The 23,706-nt window shown below is 44.4% G+C and carries 22 protein-coding genes; 16 read left to right on the top strand and 6 right to left on the bottom strand.

The window, feature by feature from the left end:
* The first annotated feature begins 81 nt into the window (after nt 1-81).
* The 3 genes from ubiE to H9W84_RS05695 all read left to right on the top strand — a co-directional run bounded on the left by ubiE (nt 82) and on the right by H9W84_RS05695 (nt 3,633).
* Nucleotides 82-1,113 carry a bifunctional demethylmenaquinone methyltransferase/2-methoxy-6-polyprenyl-1,4-benzoquinol methylase UbiE gene (gene ubiE, locus H9W84_RS05685; protein WP_239742263.1) on the top strand — a complete coding sequence of 344 codons (1,032 nt, stop codon included), beginning with the start codon at nt 82-84 and terminating at the stop codon, nt 1,111-1,113.
* Nucleotides 1,114-1,168: 55 nt separating this feature from the next.
* Complete coding sequence (locus H9W84_RS05690; RefSeq protein ID WP_239742265.1) at nt 1,169-1,810, top strand: ubiquinone biosynthesis accessory factor UbiJ; 642 nt, start codon at nt 1,169-1,171, stop codon at nt 1,808-1,810.
* A 158-nt stretch (nt 1,811-1,968) separates the two neighbouring features.
* Nucleotides 1,969-3,633 (top strand): ABC1 kinase family protein, encoded by a 1,665-nt coding sequence (locus H9W84_RS05695; protein ID WP_239742267.1) that lies wholly within the window; start codon nt 1,969-1,971, stop codon nt 3,631-3,633.
* 4 nt (nt 3,634-3,637) lie between these two features.
* Here H9W84_RS05695 and H9W84_RS05700 read toward each other — a convergent pair whose 3' ends face one another.
* The 3 genes from H9W84_RS05700 to rubA all read right to left on the bottom strand — a co-directional run bounded on the left by H9W84_RS05700 (nt 3,638) and on the right by rubA (nt 6,330).
* On the bottom strand, nt 3,638-4,600 hold the full coding sequence (locus H9W84_RS05700) for an alpha/beta fold hydrolase (protein WP_420846667.1): 963 nt from the start codon (nt 4,598-4,600) through the stop codon (nt 3,638-3,640).
* Nucleotides 4,601-4,692: 92 nt separating this feature from the next.
* Nucleotides 4,693-6,144 (bottom strand): FAD-dependent oxidoreductase, encoded by a 1,452-nt coding sequence (locus tag H9W84_RS05705; RefSeq protein ID WP_239742271.1) that lies wholly within the window; start codon nt 6,142-6,144, stop codon nt 4,693-4,695.
* A 21-nt stretch (nt 6,145-6,165) separates the two neighbouring features.
* Nucleotides 6,166-6,330 (bottom strand): rubredoxin RubA, encoded by a 165-nt coding sequence (gene rubA, locus H9W84_RS05710; RefSeq protein WP_036589380.1) that lies wholly within the window; start codon nt 6,328-6,330, stop codon nt 6,166-6,168.
* A gap of 384 nt (nt 6,331-6,714) precedes the next feature.
* Here rubA and H9W84_RS05715 point away from each other — a divergent pair, with 384 nt between their 5' ends.
* On the top strand, nt 6,715-7,251 hold the full coding sequence (locus H9W84_RS05715) for an adenine phosphoribosyltransferase (protein ID WP_065252647.1): 537 nt from the start codon (nt 6,715-6,717) through the stop codon (nt 7,249-7,251).
* Nucleotides 7,252-7,366: 115 nt separating this feature from the next.
* Here H9W84_RS05715 and H9W84_RS05720 read toward each other — a convergent pair whose 3' ends face one another.
* Nucleotides 7,367-8,305, bottom strand: a complete 939-nt coding sequence (locus H9W84_RS05720; RefSeq protein WP_239742272.1) for a transaldolase — start codon at nt 8,303-8,305, stop codon at nt 7,367-7,369.
* A 407-nt stretch (nt 8,306-8,712) separates the two neighbouring features.
* On the opposite strand from H9W84_RS05720, the gene pheA reads away from it, so the two are divergent.
* From pheA to H9W84_RS05755, 7 genes are all read left to right on the top strand, one after another.
* Nucleotides 8,713-9,813, top strand: coding sequence for a prephenate dehydratase (pheA, locus tag H9W84_RS05725; protein ID WP_050324445.1), 1,101 nt, complete (start codon nt 8,713-8,715; stop codon nt 9,811-9,813).
* Nucleotides 9,814-9,867: 54 nt separating this feature from the next.
* Nucleotides 9,868-10,953: a histidinol-phosphate transaminase gene (gene hisC / locus H9W84_RS05730; RefSeq protein ID WP_203171863.1), complete on the top strand. Its 1,086-nt coding sequence runs from the start codon at nt 9,868-9,870 to the stop codon at nt 10,951-10,953.
* Nucleotides 10,954-10,957: 4 nt separating this feature from the next.
* A complete protein-coding gene (locus tag H9W84_RS05735; RefSeq protein ID WP_239742275.1) occupies nt 10,958-11,872 on the top strand; it encodes a DMT family transporter in 915 nt (304 codons plus the stop codon).
* Complete coding sequence (locus tag H9W84_RS05740) at nt 11,873-14,107, top strand: bifunctional prephenate dehydrogenase/3-phosphoshikimate 1-carboxyvinyltransferase (protein WP_239742277.1); 2,235 nt, start codon at nt 11,873-11,875, stop codon at nt 14,105-14,107.
* A gap of 125 nt (nt 14,108-14,232) precedes the next feature.
* The gene (gene rarD / locus H9W84_RS05745; RefSeq protein WP_239742278.1) at nt 14,233-15,216 is read left to right on the top strand and encodes an EamA family transporter RarD; all 984 of its coding nucleotides are present in this window, start codon (nt 14,233-14,235) and stop codon (nt 15,214-15,216) included.
* Nucleotides 15,217-15,227: 11 nt separating this feature from the next.
* Nucleotides 15,228-15,755, top strand: coding sequence for a dihydroneopterin aldolase (gene folB / locus H9W84_RS05750; protein WP_239742279.1), 528 nt, complete (start codon nt 15,228-15,230; stop codon nt 15,753-15,755).
* 40 nt (nt 15,756-15,795) lie between these two features.
* Nucleotides 15,796-16,344 carry a 2-amino-4-hydroxy-6-hydroxymethyldihydropteridine diphosphokinase gene (locus tag H9W84_RS05755; RefSeq protein WP_096488898.1) on the top strand — a complete coding sequence of 183 codons (549 nt, stop codon included), beginning with the start codon at nt 15,796-15,798 and terminating at the stop codon, nt 16,342-16,344.
* On the opposite strand, the gene H9W84_RS05760 is transcribed toward H9W84_RS05755, so the two are convergent.
* Nucleotides 16,341-18,047, bottom strand: a complete 1,707-nt coding sequence (locus H9W84_RS05760) for a sigma-54-dependent transcriptional regulator (protein ID WP_239742281.1) — start codon at nt 18,045-18,047, stop codon at nt 16,341-16,343. The genes H9W84_RS05755 and H9W84_RS05760 overlap by 4 nt on opposite strands.
* Nucleotides 18,048-18,222: 175 nt before the next feature.
* Nucleotides 18,223-18,504, bottom strand: coding sequence for a subtilase-type protease inhibitor (locus H9W84_RS05765; protein ID WP_138019279.1), 282 nt, complete (start codon nt 18,502-18,504; stop codon nt 18,223-18,225).
* Between the two features lie 389 nt (nt 18,505-18,893).
* Between H9W84_RS05765 and H9W84_RS05770 the strand changes: the two genes are divergently transcribed.
* The 5 genes from H9W84_RS05770 (at nt 18,894) to H9W84_RS05790 (ending at nt 23,694) form a co-directional block, all read left to right on the top strand.
* Nucleotides 18,894-19,943, top strand: coding sequence for a ribonuclease Z (locus tag H9W84_RS05770; RefSeq protein ID WP_239742283.1), 1,050 nt, complete (start codon nt 18,894-18,896; stop codon nt 19,941-19,943).
* A gap of 222 nt (nt 19,944-20,165) precedes the next feature.
* Nucleotides 20,166-21,287, top strand: a complete 1,122-nt coding sequence (locus tag H9W84_RS05775; protein ID WP_239742285.1) for a Re/Si-specific NAD(P)(+) transhydrogenase subunit alpha — start codon at nt 20,166-20,168, stop codon at nt 21,285-21,287.
* A 43-nt stretch (nt 21,288-21,330) separates the two neighbouring features.
* Nucleotides 21,331-21,693 (top strand): proton-translocating transhydrogenase family protein, encoded by a 363-nt coding sequence (locus H9W84_RS05780; protein ID WP_219299461.1) that lies wholly within the window; start codon nt 21,331-21,333, stop codon nt 21,691-21,693.
* A gap of 11 nt (nt 21,694-21,704) precedes the next feature.
* Nucleotides 21,705-23,093 (top strand): NAD(P)(+) transhydrogenase (Re/Si-specific) subunit beta, encoded by a 1,389-nt coding sequence (locus tag H9W84_RS05785; RefSeq protein WP_239743685.1) that lies wholly within the window; start codon nt 21,705-21,707, stop codon nt 23,091-23,093.
* Between the two features lie 88 nt (nt 23,094-23,181).
* Nucleotides 23,182-23,694, top strand: a complete 513-nt coding sequence (locus H9W84_RS05790) for an acyl-CoA thioesterase (RefSeq protein WP_239742287.1) — start codon at nt 23,182-23,184, stop codon at nt 23,692-23,694.
* Nucleotides 23,695-23,706 lie beyond the last annotated feature (12 nt).

Here is a 23,706-nt window from a genome sequence, read left to right on the forward strand (position 1 = left end):
AAATAGAAAAAAAATTTGCACGAACTTTGCGCTTTTAACTTTGCCAATTTTTGATTGGCGATGACCTCACTAGGAAACCACATGAACGACAATAACCATCATTCAATCCAAGACAGCTTGGTAAAAGACAGCCTCCAAGCAAATGACAAGCTCAATAGCCAAGTACAACAGTCACTGACAGCTGACAGCACCATCAACCGTCAATTTACTGGCACAGCTGATTTGCCAGAATCCGTGCCGCAAGGTCAGCAGCTCACTCGCCCTGCATCCGCTACCCCAAATGACGCTATCCCCAATAAATCATCAGCGCAATCAACTAGCAGTTTTGATAAATCAGCCATCGACAACCCCCATACCGAAGCCACCGATGGCAATGAAGAAACCCATTTTGGCTATAAAACCGTCAAAAAAGCTGAAAAACAAGAAAAAGTAGCAGAAGTGTTTACCTCTGTTGCCAAAAAATACGACATCATGAATGATTTAATGTCACTCGGTATTCATCGTCTGTGGAAACGCTATGCCATAAGCCTAACGGGCGTGCGTGCAGGTCAACGGGTGTTAGATATCGCAGGCGGCACAGGTGACTTGGCAAAAGCCTTTAGTAAAGAGGTGGGTCGCACAGGTCATGTGGTATTATCCGATATCAATGAAGCGATGCTAGAGGTCGGTCGTGAGCGTCTGCTCAATGCAGGCTGTAGTAATGTCGACTTTGTACTAGCCAATGCTGAGACGCTGGCACCATTTGATGATGAAAGTTTTGATTTGGTGACAATTAGCTTTGGGCTACGCAACGTCACCGACAAAGACGCGGCACTGCGCTCGATGTATCGGGTGCTCAAAAAAGGCGGGCGCTTGCTGATTTTAGAATTTTCAAAACCTGTGTTTGAGCCATTTGGTAAAGTGTATGATTTGTATTCATTTACCGCATTGCCACTCATGGGTAAATTGGTAGCGAATGACAGCGAAAGCTATCAGTATTTGGCAGAGTCTATCCGTATGCACCCAGACCAACGCACCCTAAAAGGCATGATGGAAGACGCAGGCTTTGTCAATTGTGACTATAACAACTTAACAGGCGGTATCGTGGCGGTACATCGTGGGTTTAAAAAGTAACTGATGGCGAAAAATATAATAGCTCACTGAAATTTATATACTAAAAGAGAATCAGATGTTTACTGTATTACTACTCGCAGGCATTGAAAAAGTGGTTAATCTAGCGATTGCCACTGACCCCATCACCCAAGCAGGGTTACAACCGTTATCGGGTAAAGTTTTGCGCCTAGTGATGGCAGAGCCCGCCATTGAATTTGATACGATTTTTAATGATGACCATATCCGCTTTGAGCCTGTGACGGTTGATGTTTTTGAACCTAAGGGTAGCGCTGTGGTAAGCAAACCTGATTGTATGGTCAAAGTAGACAACCCTGTGCATTTGCTCAATTTGATGGGTGAGCCACAAGGCAATCTGCCGATTGAGGGCGATTATAAAGTGCTGATGCAAGTCAAACAATTAGTTGCCGGGTTTGATCCTGATATCATTGGTAAACTGCAACCTCTGATTGGTCTGCCGATGGCAAGTCAACTGTCTAATCTGTTAGCCAACCTAAAAGGCACAATCGCTGCACCTGCCAAAGAGATGTTTGCCGATATTGCCAATATCAGAGAGTGGAAAACCAACGGTGCAAATACTGATGACAATGTAAGTCATGAGTTAAAACAACAGCTACTAAAACTGCGGGCGGATATTGAACGTGAACAAGCCAGACTCGATGCCATCAAGCAACAGCAAGCGGCTTTATTGGAAAAGTAGATTAGAAGAATAGATTGCAAAAGTAAATTTATTGCAAAATTCGCTTTTGCACAATCAAAATGACGGGTTAGATCCCCGTCTTTTTTTTAACCATTAAAAAATTGCTTATATCATGCTAGAATTCCCACCATTGATAAGCTTTCTAACGAGTTGCCAACGTGTTACTAAATCATCGCAAACGTCTTTTACAACTGTGGCGCATTGCCGCTCATTATCGTGTTGATACGCATCTGCCTATTGAAGAGACACCGCAGCTTGAGCCCATTGCCAAACTTATCCGTATGCACCCTGCCAGCTATTTTCAAAAACCTCATCCAGACGGGTTTAGGCTGGCGCTTGAAGAGATGGGCACGCTGTTTTTAAAATTAGGGCAGCTGCTTTCCACCCGTCGTGATTTGGTCACCCCTGAGATTATTGAGCAGTTGGTGCATCTGCAAGACAGGGTAAAACCCTTTAGTGTCGATACGGTTATCGAGCAAATTGAACAATCGACAAAAAAAGGCGGTTTGGGGCAACCTATCAATCAGCTATTTGCTAGATTCGATGGCACACCGTTAGCGGCGGCATCCATCGCGCAAGTACACACCGCACGCCTGCATGATGGGCGTGAAGTGGTAGTCAAAGTAGTTCGCCCAACTATCCGTGAACAGATTATTGAAGATTTTGAATTATTGCGCGATTTGGCAGGGTGGGCGTCAGCACGGATTGAAGCGGCGCGTGCCGTACATATTATCGATATCGTTGAAGATTATCGGCAAGTCTTGCTCAATGAGCTTGATTTAACCCTTGAAGCTGCCAATACCACCCAAATGCGCAACAACTTTTTGGGTTCATCGATGATGTATGTGCCTGAAGTGTATCAAGCCAGCAAAAACATCATGGTGATGGAGCGCATTATTGGGGTGCCGATTTCGCAAACCCAAGTATTTGATGCGCTTGGATATGATAGGGCGGCACTTGCGGCAAAAGGATTAACGATTTTTTTCACCCAAGTGTTTCGAGATAATTTCTTTCATGCCGATATGCACCCAGGCAATGTGTTTGTTGAAACGCTGCCAGCCGATACCCCAAGTCCCAATCCCCGCTACATCGCCCTTGATTGCTCAATCGTGGGCGAGCTATCTAAAGCTGACCAAATGATTGTGGCAAGGCTTTTATTATCGGTAATGAACAATAACTTTACCGGTCTAGTGGATATCATTGCTCGGGCAGGCTGGATTCCACCCAATACCGATAAGTACGCCCTCATGCGCGATATGCGCCGCACCGTGTCACCGATGATTAGTAAGCCAATCAACGACATTGATTTTGCAGGTGTGCTCATGTCGGTGCTTGATATTGCGCGTCGCTATCATTTGGATATACCGCCGCAGTTGATGCTGCTGCTTAAAACGTTAGTGCATGTGGAAGGTCTAGGACGGGATTTATACCCTGAGCTTGATATCTGGTCGCTCGCCAAACCGATTTTGACAGGCTGGGTGAAGCAGCAATTTGACCCGATGCAAAAAATTGGCGAGCTACGCAAGCAATTACCTGAACTGTTACTGAGTCTCAATGACATGCCACAATTGCTAGATAATAGTTTGCAAAGTCTATCAAATCTGGGGGGGCACCAAGATCAGCAGCTGCGTGAAATACAGCAAATTCGCTCAGATATGCTCAAAAGTCGTCAGCAGGATTGGCTTGCGGTGCTTGGGTTTGTGGGTGCTTTATTCATCGCGCAAATGATCGCCAGTCATGCCGTTTGGCAGGTGAGTAGCTGGCTTGCGCCAATTTTTTATGTGATTGCAGTGGTGTTTGTATTATGGCGGTTATTAAATTAGCGAGTTAAGCATGCTTCATATAATGATCGGCTAGCAGTTTGACAATCGTAGGGATAAAGGGTTTTGCCAAATCATGTCCCATGTCTTTAATCAAATGAAACTCACTGTGCGCAATCGCTTTGGCAATCGCCCGACCATGCGCCGATGGCACCAGCCCATCTTTTTCCCCATGAATGATAATGGTCGGCTGTTTGATTTTTTGGTCGAATTTAACAATAGAGCCAGTGGCTAATATTGCTTGCAGCTGCTGAAGCGCGCCACGGGGATGATAACTACGTTCAAACCGCAAGCGAATGAGCCGTTCTACTTCCTCTTCATCCACATGTTTGGGTGAGCCGATACGCTGCATACACCACACGCCGTATGCGACCACGTCATCAATTTGGGTGGTTTTGGGATGTGACAGTAGGGTTTGCAGCTGCTTTGGCTTGGTGGGTGGTAAAAATGGCTTGTTGTTACTGGTAAACATGAGACCCAGTGTCGACACGCGTTTTGGGTATTTGGCAGCCAAAATTTGCGCAATCATCCCGCCCATAGATGCCCCCACCACATACACATTTTTTAGCTCAAGCTTATCAAGCAAGCGGCGGGTATCTTCGACCATGTCAAATAAGTTATACGCCACAGGAAAATGACGGTTCGTCAAACCCACTTGCATACGCAGCATCATTTTGACATTGTTGACGGGAAAACGGGGGAAGGGTCGGGCGATTTTTGAGGATAGCCCGATATCACGATTGTCAAAACGAATCACAAAAAAGCCTGCATCAATCAAGCCTTTGACAAAACTATCTGGCCAAAACACCAACTGCGAGCCTAAGCCCATAATCAGTAGCAAGGGCGGATGATCAGGATTGCCACCAACTTCAACACACAGTTGTAATTCATCACCAATATCAATGATGGCACTCTGCATAAAGTCCGTAATCACTGAGGGTTCAAAATTAAATTTGGCTAAATCCATAATTTATTCCAAAAATATCAATCTGCTAGTAGGTTGTTGAATGAACTTGCCGCATTAGATGGCCCGTTGCACCAGCGTGGCAACTAAGATAGTTACTAAGACAGCCAATCTGCCACTTGCTTGGTTAACGTTAAGCGCTGTTTTGCTGCTTCTTTACCGGCTAATACAAACCCTAAAATGCTATTAGAGTCATCTTTTGGATGGGCGGTCATGACCATGCCATCAGTCGTTGGGGTCGTTTGCCAATAGAGTTGATCGTCACTGTACTGCCCCGATACCGGTAATACCACCAAAGGTAAACTAGGTGTTTTGATAGCCACTGGCATGGCAGGATACGCCACTTTGGTCGGCGCCATGTTAGGGTCAGCCAGGGTTTTTGCCAACGCTTTGGCTTGGTTCATCAATGGCATGACATAGGGCATATAGCTACCCATCACGTTGGCACAATCGCCAATGGCATAAATATGCTTTGCCGATGTGGCTAGGTAGGCGTCGACTTTGATGCCTTGCTGCACTGTTCTTGGCAAATGGGTTATTGCAGGATTGATGTGCTGTGATGATGCTATGGCAATGTTCGCTGATGCAGCAAGCTCAGTATTAGCCACCAAACCAATCGCTATCAAAACAATATCCGCTTCAAAGGTTTGTGATTGCTTATCCCTGTCAAACGAGATGGTCACGGTTGCATTATCGCTTGTATTAATATTTGTAGTAATATTTTTATTAAGGTTTGTCGTGATACTGGTAATATCAGTGCCTAGATAAAAATCCACCCCTGACTGAGTCAGAGCGTCTTGTAGCAAGATACCTGCCTGGCTAGGGAGTTGCTGAGCCAGTGGGCGTGCCGCTTTATCAAAGAGAGCTACTGCGATGTCAGCGGTCTGGTTATCTGTATTTTGACCAATCAAATCATTGGCAAATTCACAACCAATCAACCCTGCACCAATAATCGCTACCTTAACCGGTAATGATTTTTGAGATTTTAGGGTGTTTAGGCGCTGCTGAAAGCTTTTGTACTCATCTAAATGATTGACGGCAAAAATGGTTTGGTGATTGACAGCTAGATTGGGTAATAGTCTAGAATGCGCGCCTGTCGCCAATACCAAATCTCGATACGCAAGGGTTATCTGAGACGCTTCATTGACTAACGAGCGAACCACAATAACTTGTTTAGCGGCATTAATATCAATGACTTGATGAAAATTTAATAGGGTCAGATTTAACGTTTCTGCCATTTTTTCCGCGCTCGCATTGGCAATGCTATCGGCAAGTTTGTTTTGCGCATAGGCATTTGACAAGGTTGGCTTAGCATAGCTATCACCACTGTCTTGACACACCATGACGATAGGCAAGCTAGTCGTTAGCTTTCTGAGCTCACGCGCTAGCGTATAGCCCGCCATGCCTGAACCAATAATGATTACAGGTTGTGGTTGTGTATTTGACAGTTGCGCAATAGGCGCGTCATTTGAACTGATACTGTCTAAGCTTACACTATTGTCACTGGCACTATCGACACTCGCACTATCGGCATTGTTAGTTGATTGCATGATAAAACCCTATTATATTTATTATAGTTCAATCATTTCAAAGTCTACTTTGCTAACCCCACATTCAGGGCAAGTCCAGTCTTCGGGAATATCTTCCCAGCGTGTACCCGGAAGGATGCCTTCTTCTGGGCAGCCCAGTGCCTCATCATACACCCAACCACACACGATACATTGATATTTTTTCATTGGTAACTTTCCCTATGTTAGTGGTAACTTTTGCTATTGAAGATAAGGATAAAAATTGCAATTACAATGCCCAGCAGTATGTTAACCATGCAAAACTACGCAATCACCTAAAAATTTAACTTGCGATAGTTTACAAGTATGCACTGAAACAAGCAAGCCAATGACAGGCAACATTCAATCCCATATCGTAAATCTTTAAATCAGTTTGCCCAAGTCTAGCCTATTAATCATGGCTAAAGTAAATACTTAACGCCATCCATGACCTTGATTGGCTCAGCAGGAAAAAATTGCTAGAATGAGGCACGCTTTAACAATTTTTACTTAATTTTTACTTAACACTTACTTTTTACTTAACCCTTATTTTTTCTGAATTTGGTCAATCCTATGCAATCGACTATCTCCCCTGATTCACCGCACCCATTTTGGCAAATCATCAGAGTGGTACCTGATTTTCCCAAACAAGGCATTGCGTTTTATGATATCACGCCATTATTGCGCGCTCACGTCAATGCGGTAATCGATGCGTTACTGGCAGCGATACCACAGCCAGTATTTGAGGCGGTTGATTGCTTTGGCGCCATTGAAGCGCGGGGGTTTATTTTTGCTAGTCTGTTGGCGGGTCGAACAGGCAAAGGCATGGTATTGGTACGCAAGGAAGGCAAGCTGCCACCGCCTGTGGCGAATAAAAGCTATGCCCTAGAGTATGGTAGTGATACTTTAGAGATGCAGGCGGGACTTGCGCCGGCGAATGTGTTGTTGGTGGACGATATATTGGCGACAGGCGGTACTTTGAGCGCCGCGGTGGGGCTTTGTGAAGCCGCAGGGCATCAGGTGCTAGGCGCACTTGTATTGCTTGATTTGGTGGATTTGCATCAACCGCTTGCTATACCACTTTATACCGTGTTGCAAGCTAAAGGCTAATGGGGTGGCATAGGGCTAATCATGATTAAAGGATATGATTAGCCGCTAATGAAAATTTAATGAACCAAGCTTTATCCATCAAAGTTTTAATGAATAAAGCTTTAATTAACAACGCTTAGTTAACCAAGCCTCTCAAGGTTTGCTCTAACGCTTCTCGAGCTTGGATAAAGCCTTCAATACCAGCAGATAATAACGCTTGGCTAATAGGATCAAGCGCATGTTGTTCGGTAAATTGGGTCTCATCGAGGGTTTCTTTTTTTAGGTCAACAAATTTCATGTCGGGAAATAGCTGACGCTCGACTTTGACATCCATCGTGGCAAGTTGGTCTAGCAAATCAGGCGCAATCGTTAATAAGTCACAACCTGCCAATGCCAATATTTGCTCAATACTGCGAAAACTCGCGCCCATGATTTGGGTGGTGTAGCCATGCTGTTTGAAGTAATGATAGATAGTTTTGACTGAGTTCACGCCTTTATCGCGGCTGATTTCGATGCTATCGAGTCCTTCATCTTTTTTCTGCCAATCCAAAATCCGTCCGACAAATGGCGAGATTAAGGTAACATCGGCATCGGCACAGGCTTTGGCTTGGTGCAAGCCAAATAGCAGCGTCACATTACAATGGATACCTTGTTGCTCTAGCGCTTTGGCAGCTTGGATGCCTTCCCACGTGCCAGCGATTTTGATGAGTACGCGTTTTTTATCAATCCCGGCGACTTCATAGGCTTTGATAAATTGCTGCGCTTTGACAATTGTGCCATCGGTATCATAAGACAACCTTGCATCCACTTCAGTGGAAACCCGACCATCAATCAGTTTTAAAATTTCGGTGCCGATATAAATGGTGAGCTCATCAATCACCGCATCGATATCATTGGGGTGTTTTTTTAATGTCTCAATTAAAATGGGCTGCATTTGTGGCGCTGACAATGCCTTGGTAATTAAGCTTGGGTTGGTGGTCGCATCGACTGGTTTTAAGCGGGCAATCGCTTGCAAATCCCCAGTATCTGCCACAATGGTTGTCATCATTTTTAGTTGGTTTAAGCTGCTAGTCATGTACTTTCCTAAATGTCAAATTGCTGCGTGTCACTGATAACCTATCAGGGACAAAATAGTATGGTTTCATTCAATGTTGTTTAACCTATGTCAAAAGCTATCACAAACATTGTGACAATCGCTAGTTTTTTTTCTATTTTGCAAGTATTTGTTAAGCATCAAACCAAAAAATCCAACTTTTTTTAGGGTATGCCAAAAATATTGTGTCTATATCACTATTTGTGATGAAAAAGCGCCGAGCGAAACTCGATTAACAGGCGTGATTTGTGCTAGTATTAGGCAATTTCTGCTATAAAGCCATTTGGTAACTTTGTATATTTCAAGGTATATTTCAAGCTAGGCTGCCTGTGATTTATGACCCTCAATCCTATCGCGCAGGTCAGTGTTGACTGTTGAGTTGTAATTTTATGAATGAACAAACGATGAGCAATGATGAATTAATTGGACTTCGCCAAAAAATCGATGAAGTGGATGAAAAAATCCAGCGATTAATCAACGAGCGAGCAGGCTATGCGGTGCAAGTAGCCAAAGCCAAAAAGACGCAAGAGGACAATCCGATTTTTTATCGCCCAGAGCGGGAAGCACAGGTGCTAAAAAAAGTGATGGCGCGTAATGAGGGTCCACTCCCTGCCGATAAAATGGCACGTTTATTCCGCGAAATTATGTCAGTGTGTTTAGACTTAGAAGCCCCACAAAAAATTGCTTATTTGGGCCCTGCAGGTACCTTTACTCACATGGCAGCGCTGAAGCATTTTGGCAAAGCCGCCACGACAGTGCCGCTATCGACCATTGCTGATGTGTTTCGTGAAGTGGAAGCCGGCTCTGCGATGTATGGCGTCGTCCCTGTGGAAAATTCGTCAGAAGGCGTGGTCAATCATACCCTTGATGGCTTTTTATCCTCCGATCTGAAAATCATTGGCGAGGTGGAATTACCGGTGCATCATCAATTTTTGGTGGGTGAGCATACCAAAGTGGGCGCGATTTCAAAAATTTATGCCCACAGCCAAGCGCTTGCCCAATGCCGTCAATGGCTAGATACCCATTATCCCAATGTCGAGCGTGTGGCAGTCTCTAGCAATGGTGAAGCGGCGCGGCGTATCAAAAATGAGTGGCACTCAGCCGCGATTGCAGGGGAAGTGGCAGCAAGCGAGTATAATTTGCACAAACTATTTGAAAATATCGAAGATACCCCGTCCAATACCACACGTTTTTTAATCATTGGCCGCGAAGCAGTAGCGCCGTCAGGTCAAGATAAAACCTCGATTTTAGTGGCAGCCAAAGATCAGGCGGGCGCGCTGATTCAAATATTGCAGCCACTCGCAAAACATGGCGTATCGATGACCAGTATCGAAACCCGCCCAGAGCGTCCAAACAAATGGGCTTATGTGTTCTTTATTGATATGCTCGGTCATATTGACGATGCCAATATGCAGGCAGCGCTCGCTGAGATTCGCCCGCAAGTCAAAGATTTACGGGTACTAGGTGCTTATCCAAAAGCGGTGATTTAATCGTTTTTGGCAATAAATTTTTATCAGTATCAATCATCAATTAAAGGTTTTGATATGACGATCCAATCGGTCAATCACAGTATTGAGCAGTTAAAAGCTTATGAAATGGATAAATCCAATGAAGAGCTGACCCGTGAGTATGGCTTGGGTGACATCGTCAAATTGGCGAGCAATGAAAACCCAACGGGCTGCTCACCGCATGTGACCTTGGCAATCACGTCAAAACTGGGCGAATTATCGCGTTATCCCGATGGCGCAGGGCAGGGGCTTAAACAAGCCTTAGCTGATTTTTTGGGCTGCGAAACAAAACAAATTGTGTTGGGTAATGGCTCTAATGAATTACTCAATAACATTACCGCAAGCTTTGCCGATGGCGATGATGTGATTGTGTATTCTCAATACGCGTTTTCGGATTATGAATTGGCGTCCTTGGGTATCAATGAGCGAACCCAACAAGTCGCTGCCAAAAATTTTGCTCATGATTTGCCTGCGATGCTTGAGACCATCAATCAAACCGCCAATTGTAAAATGGTGATTATCACCAATCCCAACAACCCCACAGGCACCGTGCTCGCCAAAGATGACCTGATTAAATTCATCAAAAAAGTGCCATCGGAGGTGTTGGTGGTGATTGATGAAGCTTACATCGAATTTGTGCCAACGCTCAGCTGTGTAGATTTGACCCAAGAGTATGACAATGTCATTGTGCTACGTAGCTTTTCCAAAGCTTATGGACTGGCAGCCTTGCGCATTGGTTATGCAGTAAGCAGCGCAAGCATTGCCGAGATTTTAAATTATACGCGCCAGTCGTTAAATACCAGTACATTGGCGCATGCCGCCGCCACAGCCGCGATTAAAGACCAACATTTTATTAACCAATATTTGGCGTTTAACCATGAGCAAAAACAAGCCTTATATGATGGCTTGGATAGCTTAGGTGTCGTCTATGTCAAATCAGCCACCAACTTTGTGATGGTCAATGTCGGCGATGGCATGGATATCTACCAAACTTTGATTGAGCAAGGCGTGGTAGTGCGACCGATGGTTGGTTACGGTCTGCCAGCTTGGATACGCGTGAGCGTGGGGTTGCCTGAAGAAATCAACCGTTTTTTAGATACGTTGGCGCAGGTATTGAGCTGAGCCGATGTTAGAAAAAAGGTTAGAAAAAAAGTTAGAAAAAAATCGTGAAGTATTTTGGCATTTTTTAGCGTTATTTGTGGTCATCGTTTGGGGAACAACATTAGCAAGCACCAAGGTGCTGCTGGCGGATATGTCACCCATTCAGATTTTGCTGTATCGGTCGGTATTTGCCTATGGGTTATTGTTTGCCATGTCACCTAGACTGCAAACATTTAGCAGTGTAAAAAACGAAGTGTTGTATTTTTTGTCGGGGCTGTGCGGTATCACCTTGTACTTTTTGCTAGAAAATACCGCATTGCTATACACCTATAGCAGTAATGCGGCATTGCTAGTCACAGCATCACCTTTGTTTACGGTGCTGATTGCCAGTTTTATCATTAAAACGCATACCTTTAGCAAGTTGCTGTTGATTGCCTGTGTGATGGCGTTGGTTGGCGTGGCATTAGTACTAGCTAATCAGCCGATGAGTTTAACCAATGGCATGCTAGGTAATATTTTAGCGATATTAAGTGGGTTGGCGTGGTCATTTTTTGGCTTTGCTAACAGTGCTATTAAAGATGCGCTCAACCCGATGGTACGCATGCGTAAAGTGTTTTTGTATGGCATAATCACCGCGTCGCTGTATATGCTTGTGACAGGTGAAGGCTTTATCAACCTTCATGCGTTTACGCCCATTAATCTGGCAAATTTACTGTTTTTAGGTGGTATCGCTTCTGCCTTGTGTTTTGTGTTGTGGACCAATGCCAATAAGCATTTGGGCGTGGTGAAAACCTCGCTGTATATTTATTTTATTCCGCTCATTGCGGTATTGTTGGGTGTGGTTTTATTGGGCGAAACAATCACCATCACCACTATGTTGGGTGGGATTTTGATTGCGCTCGCAGTCTTTTTAGCAAATTATAAAAAATCGGTAAGTTAAATGTTTGAAAAAGTGTGTTTTATTGGGCTAGGGCTCATCGGCGCAAGTTTGGCACAAGCCATGCGTGATAAAAAATTGGTCAAATCAATTGTGGCGGTCAGCCGTTCACAATCAACCATTGATAAAGGTATCAATTACGGACTGCTTGATGCAGGATTTGATGATGCTGCCTTTGCCGTGCAAGGGTCAGACTTGGTGGTGATAGCCACGCCGGTAAAGGCAGTCAAAAAAATTTTTGAACAAATCAAACCCATCATTACCGATAAAACCATTATCATGGATGTGGGCAGTACCAAAGGCAATATCATTGCAGACGCCAGCGCGGTGTTTGGTGACGATATGCCCAAAGGTTTTGTGCCCGCCCATCCGATTGCCGGCGCAGAAAAATCAGGGATTGATGCGCGTAATGCCAAACTATTTGATAACCATAAAATCATCCTAACGCCGCTAGATACCACCAGCAAACAAGCGGTTAAAAAAGTGATTGCGTTATGGGTGCAGACTGGCGCAGAAGTGGTGACCATGCCAGCGGATTATCATGATAAGGTGCTCGCGCGTACCAGTCATTTACCCCACTTGCTAGCCTACAATCTAGTTGCGCAATTAGCCAAGCACAACGACAATATGGATATTTTTCGTTTCGCGGCGGGTGGCTTTCGGGATTTTACCCGTATCGCCGCCAGCGACCCAACCATGTGGCATGATATTTTTTATGCCAATAAAACCGCGCTCCTCGATGCCATTGATGAATTTAGTGAGCAATTAAGCCAGTTGAAAGCAATTATCGAAACCAATGATTCTGAGCGGATGCTGGGTATATTGACCCAAGCCCAAGCCGCTCGACAACATTTTGGACATATGTTAAATAAAACGCCTTATTTGGAAAAACAAGCCATGAAGCAAACTTACGTTATCGCCCCAGCCCAACAATTTGAAGGCAGTCACACCGTCGCAGGTGACAAGTCTATTTCTCACCGTTCGATTATGTTTGGTTCGTTAGCCAAAGGCACCACCACGGTTACAGGGTTTTTGGAAGGTGAAGACGCACTCGCTACTTTGCAGGCCTTTCGCGATATGGGCGTAGTGATTGAAGGTCCAAACCAAGGCAGAGTAGTGATTCATGGGGTTGGATTACATGGGTTAAAACCCTCGCATGATCCGCTATACATGGGTAATTCAGGCACCAGTATGCGCTTGTTATCAGGTATTTTATCAGCACAAAAATTCGATTCGGTGATGACGGGTGACCCGAGTTTATCCAAACGTCCCATGGAACGGGTCGCCAAACCTCTGCGGGATATGGGTGCCAAAATCCAAACCACGGGCGAAAAAGGTACGCCACCGATTAGCATCACCGGTAATCAAACTTTAACAGGTATCCGCTATGAAATGCCGATGGCATCAGCGCAGGTGAAATCGTGTTTGCTGCTAGCAGGGCTATGGGCACAAGGCACTACCACGGTGATTGAGCCAGAAGTGACGCGCGATCACACGGAGCGCATGCTGACGGCATTTGGTTATCCTGTAACAGTGACAAAAGTGCACAATGGCAATCAAATTAGTGTGACAGGGGGCGGCGAATTAACGGCGTGTGATATTGCAGTGCCTGCTGATATTTCATCTGCGGCATTTTTTATGGTGGCAGGCGCCATCGCCCAACAAGGCAATGTGACCATCAACAAAGTGGGCATCAATCCCACGCGCACCGGCGTGATTGATATCTTAAAGCTGATGGGTGCTGATTTGACATTGACCAATGAAACCACCGTTGGCGGTGAGCCAGTTGCCGATATCGTGGTGAAATCTTCAAAGTTGCAAGGTATTGAGATTCCTGAGCACTTGGTGCCACTCGCCATTGATGAATTCCCTGTGCTGTTTGTGGCAGCAAGTTGTGCCACGGGTAAAACCGTGCTACATGGCGCAGCTGAGTTACGCGTTAAAGAATCTGACCGTATTCAAGTCATGGCAGATGGGCTAAAAACCTTAGGAATTGCCTGTACCGTACTCGATGATGGCATTGAAATTGAAGGTCGCGGTGATGTGGCACAGGTGTTTGGCGGTGGTGAGATTGAATGTCACCATGACCATCGCATTGCCATGAGTTTTACTGTGGCAAGTTTGCGCGCAAGCGATACGATTACCATTCATGGTACTGAGACGGTCAATACCAGCTTCCCTAACTTTGCTGAACTGGTCAATAGTGCAGGGTTGCAAGTTAAAGTGGTGACTGACTAAACCATAGGTGAGCTAAACTTGTATCACTGTCGCAAGTCTTTACATGGATGACATGAAAACTAAGATAGACTATGACTTTCTTAGTTTTTACTTTTTTATAAAAAATAACATTTATCGTTGTGTTAATGAAAAATCAAATCCCCCAAAATCAAATCCCCGAAAGTCAAACCATTGATATCATCAATAGTGACATTCCGACCCGTGCCGTTGATATTACTGACCATGAAAAACCAACCATAGTGACCACGCCCAAAGGGGTATTGACCGCACTGGCTGCTTTTTTGATTTGGGGGTTTTTCCCGCTGTATTTTAAGCTACTCAAAGATTATGATGCGATTGAAATCATTGGGCATCGAATTATTTGGACGTTTGTCACGATTTTACTAATCATGACAGTGACCAAAAACTGGCACTGGGTAAAAGTGATTAAAGCCAACCCAAAATGGCTACTTTATACTGCCGTCTCGGGGACGATTATCTCAGTCAATTGGCTGGTGTACGTGTGGGCGGTCAATCATGATCAGATTTTGGAAGCCAGTTTGGGCTATTATATTGGTCCGTTGATGGGTATTTTACTATCCCTTGTGGTCATCAAAGAAAAACTGCGTCCTTTGCAATGGATGGCAGTGATTTTGGCAGCGATAGGTGTGGCGATTCAGCTGGTCGTGCTGGGTAAATTGCCGTGGGTATCGTTATTGTTGGCGAGTAGCTTTTCTGTGTATGGTTTGATGCATCGCCATACCCCGCTTGACGCGCTGTCTGCGATGTTTATCGAAACGGCATTATTGGTGCCGGTCTTTATTGGCTGGTTCGCTATGCATGATGTTGCTAGTAGTCAATTAGATTTTTGGCTGTCGCCATCAATTTTTTTATTGATGATTGCAGGGCCTGTGACCTTGATACCGCTCTTAATGTTTAATAAAGCCACCAAAATGGTTAATTTTAGCTTATTGAGCTTTTTAAATTATTTGACCCCGTCCATGATTTTTTTATTGGCGATATTCTTGTATCATGAGCCTTTTAACATTTATAAATTGATTACCTTTGCCTTTATTTGGACAGGGTTGGTATTTTTTAGTTATGATTTAATCAAACAACGAAATACCTAACGAGAGTAAAAATGACCACACCAGAAACCCCCCAACAAACTAAGCTTGAAACGCCCCACAGCACCACGCAAGCCCCTACACAAAAAACCATGCATGAATCGCTATATTCAGCGGCGGATGCCTTGCACGCGATAGCAAACGAAAAGTCCAATAATCAGCCAATCAAACTGACCGGCAATTCAACGGACACGGTATTTGTCAAGGGGCTCAAAGTCGATGCCGTGATTGGCGTGTATGAGTGGGAGCAGCAAATAACCCAACCGCTGATTTTTGATATTGAAATGGTGGGCTGTCAATACCAAGCGTCGCAGACTGATAATATTCAAGATGCCATCAACTATAAAAGTGTCAGTGAGCGCGTGGCTGAAGTGAGCATTGCCAATAAGGTCGCGCTGTTAGAGCGGTTAGCGCAATTGGTCGCTGAGATGATTTTGGCAGAATTTGCCCCAGAAAAAGTCACAGTGACGATTCACAAACCAACCGCCATCAAACAAGCCGATAGTGTTGGGGTTAAAATTACCCGTTTTCAGCAAAATTAATTAGCCTAAGCAAAAAATATGTTTATTTGAGCATTTGAGTATGAGTGTACCACCGCGTGATGTCATAGTCATCGAAGCCTGTGTTTTGTCGTTAGCCAGTAATGTCAAACAGCCTTATTATTTACAAAAAGCCAAAGACTGGCTGCAAAACTTTGGCACTTTGACCCTCAGCGTGATTCATAGTAGTGAAGATACTTGTAGTGATAACAATTTAAACGACGATTTAAACAAGCAAACATCCAATACACCGGTTTATTTTAACCAAGTGGCTTATTTAGCATTTGCGCAGCCCATAGATTATTGGCAGTGGTTACAACTCACCAAGAAGTTTGAACAGCAACAAGACAGACTTCTGTACCAAAAACCCGCTGTTACATTAGACATTGATATCATTGCGGTAAAATGCCTGCATCAAATTGACAATATCGACCAAAGCCTCGATGAAAAAGGCAATCGATTCGTGCTATTTGCTAAATCAGCAAACCAGTGGTTAGGCATCCACCGGCGTTTTCCACTAGCTTGTTATGACCAAGTAGGGATAGTAGATTTATCAAAAAATATCGATTTGTCCTTTATCCGAAGTTTTTAATCCTCATCGCTGTCACTATCACTATTAATATCACTGTCACTATCAATGCCCAATTTTTTCATACGGTAGCGCAGTGAGCGAAACGTTGTATTTAACAGTTTAGCAGCTTGGGTGCGATTCCAACCACTGCAGTTGAGCGCCGCGATAATGACTTTTCGTTCTTGATTCATCAAATATTCTTCCAGCCCTTCGGCAGGCAGTTGACCTTCTTCAGCAGAGGGCTGGGCTAAATTAGGTGCATTGATATTCCCTATCGGCGCATCTAAAGTTAACGATTCATGGGTTAACGCATCATGGGTGGATTGGGTTGGTGTGGGCGCAAGTTGAATATTGGGTTTGACTTTGTAACCACTTGCAAACAAGTTGCTGCTATAGGAAGTATTGATGGGGCTGTTGGAAGCGGATTTAGGCTCGGCTAAGGGCTCAACTTTTGGCGCGCTAGGTTGACTCGGTATTGATAAGACGGGGTGATTGGAGTTTTCTGTGATTTCATGAGTTTTTTGGGTTTCATGGATTCTAGGAGTGTCAGCCGGTACGTTGGCGGCTGATAATGGCAAATTTAAATGATGGCCTTCAATCACATTACCATCAGCTAGGGTAATCGCCCGCTCTAAGATATTTCTTAATTCACGTACGTTGCCTGCAAAGTGATGGTTTGCCAATTGAACCGCGGCTTCATTCGATAATGTCGGTGGCTGCGCTAGTCCCCAATCTTCTGCAATCAAAGCGATAAAATGATTGGCTAACAGTAAAATATCATCGCGCCGTTCATTGAGGCTTGGTAATTTTACTTCAATCACGTTGATTCGATAATATAAATCTTGTCTAAATTCACCCGTTTCGACAAGCTTAGCCAAATTTTTATGGGTAGCGGATAAAAGACGCACATCCACGGCAATTTCTTGGGTGCTCCCAATGGGGCGGATTTTCTTTTCTTGAATCGCGCGTAATAATTTGACTTGCATGGAAATCGGCAAATCCGCTACTTCATCCAAAAATAGCGTGCCGCCATTTGCTTGTTGGAATAACCCCTCTTTATCTGCGGTAGCCCCAGTAAAGCTGCCTTTTTTGTGCCCAAAGAACTCACTTTCCATCAACTCTGATGGGATGGCGCCGCAGTTAACAGGCACAAAATTGGCAGAGCAGCGCGGGCTTAAATCATGAATAAGCTTGGCAACGACTTCTTTACCGGTGCCCGATTCTCCCCACAAAAATACGGGCGCTTGGCTACGCGCCAATTTTTGGATGGTGGTTTTGAGCTGAGCAATGGCGTTAGAGTGTCCGATTAGGCGATTGCTAAAAGGATCATAGACTTCTTTACAATTGAGTTTATTGGCATTTTCCGCCACCTTCAAGGCGTTTTCGACCAACTGGCGCAGCCGCGACAGCTCAAGCGGTTTATTAACAAAATCAAAGGCGCCCAATTTTAACGCTTCAATCGCCAAATCCATGCTACCGTGAGCGGTAATCACTGCCACGGGGGTCTTGGCATAATTTTTACTGATAAATTTAACGATATCAAGTCCTGTGCCATCAGGAAGTTTGAGATCGGTTAAGCAAAAGTCAAAACTATACGCTTGAAGATGGCTGATGCCGGTGGCATAGTCATAGGCGACTTTGGTTTCAATGCCCATTTTTTTGAGTGTCATCTGCATCAACCGACACAAATCTACTTCATCATCAATAATCAGCGCTAATGCCATACAGATGCAAAACCTTTAACACAAAGTAATTAGAGGGATTATAGCTCTTCGCTTGTTTTATCGTCAGTCAGCTATGGCAAAACAAGCTAGTGCAGACGTTATAGCGGGCTAACTTATGATAGCCCAGCTATTTGCTAGCTCAGTCACTTACTAACTCAGTTACTTACTAACTCATTCACTTGCTAGTCTCTGACTCACAAGCACCTTTGGTGACGCTCATAGTGTTGTCCATAGCATTGACGCTATTACTCGCCATACAAGCGTTGCCATAGGTTTGATAGCGGACGATGCCATTATTGATAGTTTTGACACAGACAGGATCATATTGCATGGTGCACATCATCTCAGGTTTCTTAATTGGCTGAGGCATAGGTTGGGGGTTTTGCTGAGCTGGGCTAACAGCTTGGCAGCCAAATAAACTTAATGAGAAACAGAGTGGGGTAAAAAACTTGAACATAGCATTTCCTTATTGTGTTCAGTAGGTGATATAAGCGGCATTGAGTATACCAAAACTCAGTGAAATCATCTTCAATAATAACCCGCTTGCCAAATTATTATTGCTATTATCTGTTACCAAATTTTTAAAACGTAAACGGTTAAAGCGCGACGACAGCCGTTGTCCCCGTAACAAAGCATGCCCCAAATAAACCTATCGCCAAGCACAAGGCTAATGGTTAAAGGCTAGGGGTTAAGGGTTAAAAAGATACGTTGAGTCGTTGCTAATATCCCATTCACAAGTATCCCAATCAAAAGTTGTTGTGAAATTCGTTAGCGTATTTTATTTTATAGTTAAATTGATAAACGTTCACTATAACAATGTAACACTCGTTCGATCAAGAGGCAATCATGTTAACACTCACTTTTTTGGGCACATCTGCAGGGATACCCACCAAACACCGCAACGTCACCGCGCTTGCTGTATCACTCATCAATCCTTATAGCAAAGCAAAAAATGTCCCTTGGATATTGGTAGACTGTGGAGAAGCCACGCAGCATCAATTACTCAAAACCCCGTTGTCCGTGATGCAGCTAGAATTGATTTGTATCACCCATGTGCATGGCGACCACTGTTATGGCTTGCCAGGTTTACTGGCAAGTATGGCGATGAATGGTCGCAAGCACCCATTAACCCTCATCGCCCCACAAGCCATTGCTGATTATCTTGCCGCCGTGCAAGCCACGACAGCGCTGATGATAAATTTTGACATTCATTTTATCGCAACTGAAAATAGAGTGCAGGGGGATAGTTACCCACCCATCATGCTGGATTTGACAGACGACCATCAGTTACAAATTGACGTGATTGCGCTATCACACCGCATCCCTAGCCATGCCTTTAAATTCACCCAGCAACTTTCCAAAAAAACCTTATTGACCCAAAAACTCACCGAGCTTAACGTGGTAGATAAACGGCTATGGGGCAAACTTAAGTACGGTATTGACGTCGATCTAGATGATAACACCTTGCTAAAATCCGCGGATTTTGTCACCACCACGCTGCATAAAACCGTGCTGATAGTCGCAGGCGACAATGACTCACCTAAGCTATTAGCAAATGCCATATCACATACCGATGTGCTAGTACACGAGGCGACCTATACCCAAGCAATCGCTGATAAACGAAAATTAGCCACTCATTATTTTGACCCCATGCATTCAACCGCCAAGCAAGTAGCTGAGTTTGCGCAGTTGTCACAGTTAAAAAACCTGATTTTGACCCATTTTAGCGCACGCTTTCAACCTGTTGATAAACCTAGTAGCAAAACTTTGAATATGTCACATATTCGGGCGGAAGTGGGTGCAAATTATCAAGGTAACTTCTGGCTTGCGCAAGATTTTGATGAATTTGAAATCAATAACGGCAAGGTTAAAAAGCGCAATAGACAGCTAGATTAACCTTCAATAAGCCATCGTATTAAAAGAAAATTTTGTAAAAAGTTTTATTGATAACTTTTTTTTATACGCACCAGTCAAATTTACTTGTTATTCCGCCTAGAATTGTTTTGCATAATTAATTATATTTATGGTAATTTAATTATCATTTTTTTAATTTATAACTGTCTTAGCCAATCGCCAGTTGTGGATTAAGAAGCCAACCGAACCGCTTGAGGAGAGTGTATGCAAATTGGTGTACCAAAGGAAACTGCATTATATGAAAATCGGATTGCGATTACCCCCGATACCATCAAAAAGTTCATCAAGTTGGGTCACAGTATTGTGGTCGAACGTGATGCGGGTAAAGGTTCGTTTATTACCAATGATGCGTTGGAACAAGCAGGGGCGCAAATTGTTGATGATGCGATCTCAACAAGTGATGTGGTGCTCACGGTCAATAGCTTGCCGATTGAACAAATCAACCAGCTAAAACAAGAAGCGATTGTTATCGGTATGATGAATCCGTATCGTAATGCCAATTTGCAGGACTATGCCAATCGCCACGCCAAAGTGTATGCCATGGAGCTATTGCCACGAACTTTGTCGCGGGCGCAGAACATGGACGTACTGTCATCTCAAGCCAACTTGGCAGGTTATAAAGCGGTGATTTTGGCTGCCAACCAGTTTGGTCGTCCTTTCCCCATGTTTATGACATCGGCAGGCACGGTGAAACCTGCGCGTATTGTCATCCTAGGCGTGGGCGTCGCGGGTCTGCAAGCGATTGCCACCGCCCGTCGTTTGGGTGCTGTTGTAGAAGCCAGTGACTTACGTCCCACCGTGCGTGATCAAGTGGAGTCAGTCGGTGGTAAATGGCTCGATGTCCCCATGAGCGATGAGGAAAAAGCCAAAGCCAAAGACACAGGCGGCTATGCCTGGACACCGTCTGAGCAATATATCAAAGACCAAGCCGCGGTTGTCGATAAAGCAGTCAGCCAAGCAGATATCGTGATTACCACGGCTCAAATTCCTGGTCGCAATGCCCCGCGTTTGATACACCAAGCTACCATCGATAAAATGAAATCTGGCTCAATTCTACTCGATATGGCAGTGGAAACAGGCGGTAACGTAGAAGGCTCAGTGGTCGGACAAAATATCATCACCCCAAACGGTGTCACCATCATGGGTGTGCCCAATATTCCATCGACCTTGGCAGCGCAGTCATCGGTATTGTATGCCAACAACTTGTATAACTTTTTTGCAACCTTAATGGATGACAATAAAGCGTTTGCGCTCAATCCAGAAGATGAAATCCAAAAAGCCTTGCTGGTTACTAGCCAAGGTCAAGTATTGTTAGCCAGTCGCTAACCTAATTTTCATTTAATTTTACCTATCGAGGTTAGGAGGTTTTATGTTATTGACCCTATTAGCGTCTGCGACATCTGCCACCCCATTTGTGGCAATCTTTAGTATCTTTATTTTGGCTATTTTTGTGGGTTATTACGTGGTTTGGGGGGTAACACCTGCCCTACATACCCCGCTGATGGCGGTGACCAATGCATTATCCAGTATTGTCATCGTCGGTGCCATGCTGCAGACCGTCAGCATCGATGGCAATATGTTTACCCCAACCAGCTTATTGGGTGCGTTTGCGGTATTTTTAGCCAGCATCAATATTTTTGGTGGTTTTGCGGTGACGGAACGTATGCTTGCGATGTTTAAATCAAAAGATAAAAAAGCCAAAGCTGAGCCAAACAAAGAAGGAAATGCTTGATGAATGAGAATTTGAATTGGGTCGCCCAACATGCTGATTGGTTTTATTTGATTGGTGCGGTGCTATTTATTTTGACCTTACGGGGTTTATCAAGCCCAAAAACTGCCATCCGTGGTAACCGATTCGGTATGATAGGTATGGCGATTGCTATTATCACCACCTTTTTCTTGGCACCCAGTCCGGTATTTGTCTTAATTGTTGGCGCGATGGTGCTAGGCGCGGTGGTCGGCACTTGGAAAGCACGTACTGTTGCCATGACGCAAATGCCAGAAACCGTGGCTTTGATGCACTCTTTAGTCGGTCTATCGGCGGTTGCCATCGCACTAGCGAGCGTGTTGCATACAGGCGTCGAGCATAGCACCATCGCGCGGTTTGAGTTATTTGTGGGCTGTTTTATTGGTGCAATTACCTTTTCAGCATCAATGTTTGCTTTTGGTAAATTGGCGGCAAAAAGCTGGGCAAAGACGCTTAAAGGCACTTGGGTAAAACCTGTCCAAGCGCTATTGTTCATCGCGATGTTAGCATTTGGTATTATGTATTTTACCACCCAATCCATGCCAGCGTTTTATGCCATGACCATCCTTGCTATTATTTTTGGCTGGATGTGGATTGCGCCGATTGGCGGCGGTGATATGCCTGTGGTGGTATCGCTACTCAACTCATTCTCTGGATGGGCAGCAGCCGGTATCGGTTTTACCCTAGGTAACTCAATGCTGATTATCGCAGGGTCGCTGGTGGGTTCATCTGGGGCGATTTTGTCCTACATTATGTGTAAAGCCATGAACCGTTCACTGCTCAACGTATTGTTTGGCGGTATGTCAAGCAGCTCAGTCGCTGCGACAGAAGAAGATACGGGACCGAAAACTTACCGTACAGGCTCACCTGAAGATGCCGCCTTTATGATGGAAAACTCTAGCAGTGTCGTCATTGTGCCAGGTTATGGTATGGCGCAAGGTCGCGCCCAAAATGCGGTAAAAGAGCTTTATGAAATGCTAAAAGAAGAAGGCGTGGATGTGCGTTTTGCGATTCACCCTGTGGCAGGTCGTATGCCAGGTCATATGAACGTACTATTGGCTGAAGCGGATGTGCCGTATGAAGACATCTTAGAAATGGATGAAATCAACTCCGATTTTGCAGGTACTGACGTTGTGCTGATTATCGGTGCCAATGACGTGGTCAACCCAGCGGCAAAAGACGATCCAAACTCACCCATCTTTGGTATGCCAATTCTTGAAGCAAACAAAGCGCAAACCGTGATGGTCATCAAACGCTCAATGAGTGCCGGCTACGCAGGTCTTGATAATAGCTTGTTCTATATGGACAAAACCATGATGATCTTTGGCGATGCCAAAAAAGTGGTAGAAGACATGATTCGCCATATCAATGGCACCGGTCACTAAGTTTTTTTGACTTCAATCAACCCTGACTAATCAGTTTAGTCAGGGTTTTTTATTTGTTATAATTAGGCGGATATCACAAGGAAAATTCATGAATTTATTACTTCGTTACTTTATCTTATGTTTGATGCTAAAATCCGATAAAGCAAAGTCATCTAAACCAAGCTATAGCGATGCGATCATCCGCCACTACCGGATTTTGCCACATGATATGGGGTTTCGTCACCATGTGCCTAATTATCGCTACTTAAGCTTTATTGAGCTCAATATCCAGCAGTGGCTGATGCAGCAACGCCCAACGGACAAGCTAGGTTGGGTGATTGCATCGCAACAATTAACTTACATCAAAGAAAGCTTTTTGTTTGATAAATTGACGCTTCGCAGTCAATTATTGGCTTGGGATAAAAAATACCTGTATTTTCGCCACGAGTTTTGGGTGAAAAATGACTTAAATGTGGTGGCATTGACCAAAATTGTATTGATGCTAGACCAGCAAGTGCAACCGACCAGCGTCATTGTACAGCAAGATGAACAAACTCATCCTGTCATCAAAACCTGGCAAGACAATCTTAACGAAATCAAAAAACTCACCCCCATCAAGTAACTGGAGAAAAAT

Source organism: Moraxella tetraodonis, from assembly GCF_022359095.1.
GTDB lineage: Bacteria > Pseudomonadota > Gammaproteobacteria > Pseudomonadales > Moraxellaceae > Faucicola > Faucicola tetraodonis.

Bases quoted from the DNA above. Each gene is read 5' to 3' on its own strand.
- ubiE (WP_239742263.1), top strand. From the start codon at position 82: ATGAACGACAATAACCATCATTCAATCCAAGACAGCTTGGTAAAAGAC.
- H9W84_RS05690 (WP_239742265.1), top strand. From the start codon at position 1,169: ATGTTTACTGTATTACTACTCGCAGGCATTGAAAAAGTGGTTAATCTA.
- H9W84_RS05705 (WP_239742271.1), bottom strand. From the start codon at position 6,144: ATGCAATCAACTAACAATGCCGATAGTGCGAGTGTCGATAGTGCCAGT.
- rubA (WP_036589380.1), bottom strand. From the start codon at position 6,330: ATGAAAAAATATCAATGTATCGTGTGTGGTTGGGTGTATGATGAGGCA.
- H9W84_RS05715 (WP_065252647.1), top strand. From the start codon at position 6,715: ATGCAATCGACTATCTCCCCTGATTCACCGCACCCATTTTGGCAAATC.
- H9W84_RS05720 (WP_239742272.1), bottom strand. From the start codon at position 8,305: ATGACTAGCAGCTTAAACCAACTAAAAATGATGACAACCATTGTGGCA.
- pheA (WP_050324445.1), top strand. From the start codon at position 8,713: ATGAATGAACAAACGATGAGCAATGATGAATTAATTGGACTTCGCCAA.
- hisC (WP_203171863.1), top strand. From the start codon at position 9,868: ATGACGATCCAATCGGTCAATCACAGTATTGAGCAGTTAAAAGCTTAT.
- H9W84_RS05735 (WP_239742275.1), top strand. From the start codon at position 10,958: ATGTTAGAAAAAAGGTTAGAAAAAAAGTTAGAAAAAAATCGTGAAGTA.
- H9W84_RS05740 (WP_239742277.1), top strand. From the start codon at position 11,873: ATGTTTGAAAAAGTGTGTTTTATTGGGCTAGGGCTCATCGGCGCAAGT.
- rarD (WP_239742278.1), top strand. From the start codon at position 14,233: ATGAAAAATCAAATCCCCCAAAATCAAATCCCCGAAAGTCAAACCATT.
- folB (WP_239742279.1), top strand. From the start codon at position 15,228: ATGACCACACCAGAAACCCCCCAACAAACTAAGCTTGAAACGCCCCAC.
- H9W84_RS05755 (WP_096488898.1), top strand. From the start codon at position 15,796: ATGAGTGTACCACCGCGTGATGTCATAGTCATCGAAGCCTGTGTTTTG.
- H9W84_RS05760 (WP_239742281.1), bottom strand. From the start codon at position 18,047: ATGGCATTAGCGCTGATTATTGATGATGAAGTAGATTTGTGTCGGTTG.
- H9W84_RS05765 (WP_138019279.1), bottom strand. From the start codon at position 18,504: ATGTTCAAGTTTTTTACCCCACTCTGTTTCTCATTAAGTTTATTTGGC.
- H9W84_RS05770 (WP_239742283.1), top strand. From the start codon at position 18,894: ATGTTAACACTCACTTTTTTGGGCACATCTGCAGGGATACCCACCAAA.
- H9W84_RS05775 (WP_239742285.1), top strand. From the start codon at position 20,166: ATGCAAATTGGTGTACCAAAGGAAACTGCATTATATGAAAATCGGATT.
- H9W84_RS05780 (WP_219299461.1), top strand. From the start codon at position 21,331: ATGTTATTGACCCTATTAGCGTCTGCGACATCTGCCACCCCATTTGTG.
- H9W84_RS05790 (WP_239742287.1), top strand. From the start codon at position 23,182: ATGAATTTATTACTTCGTTACTTTATCTTATGTTTGATGCTAAAATCC.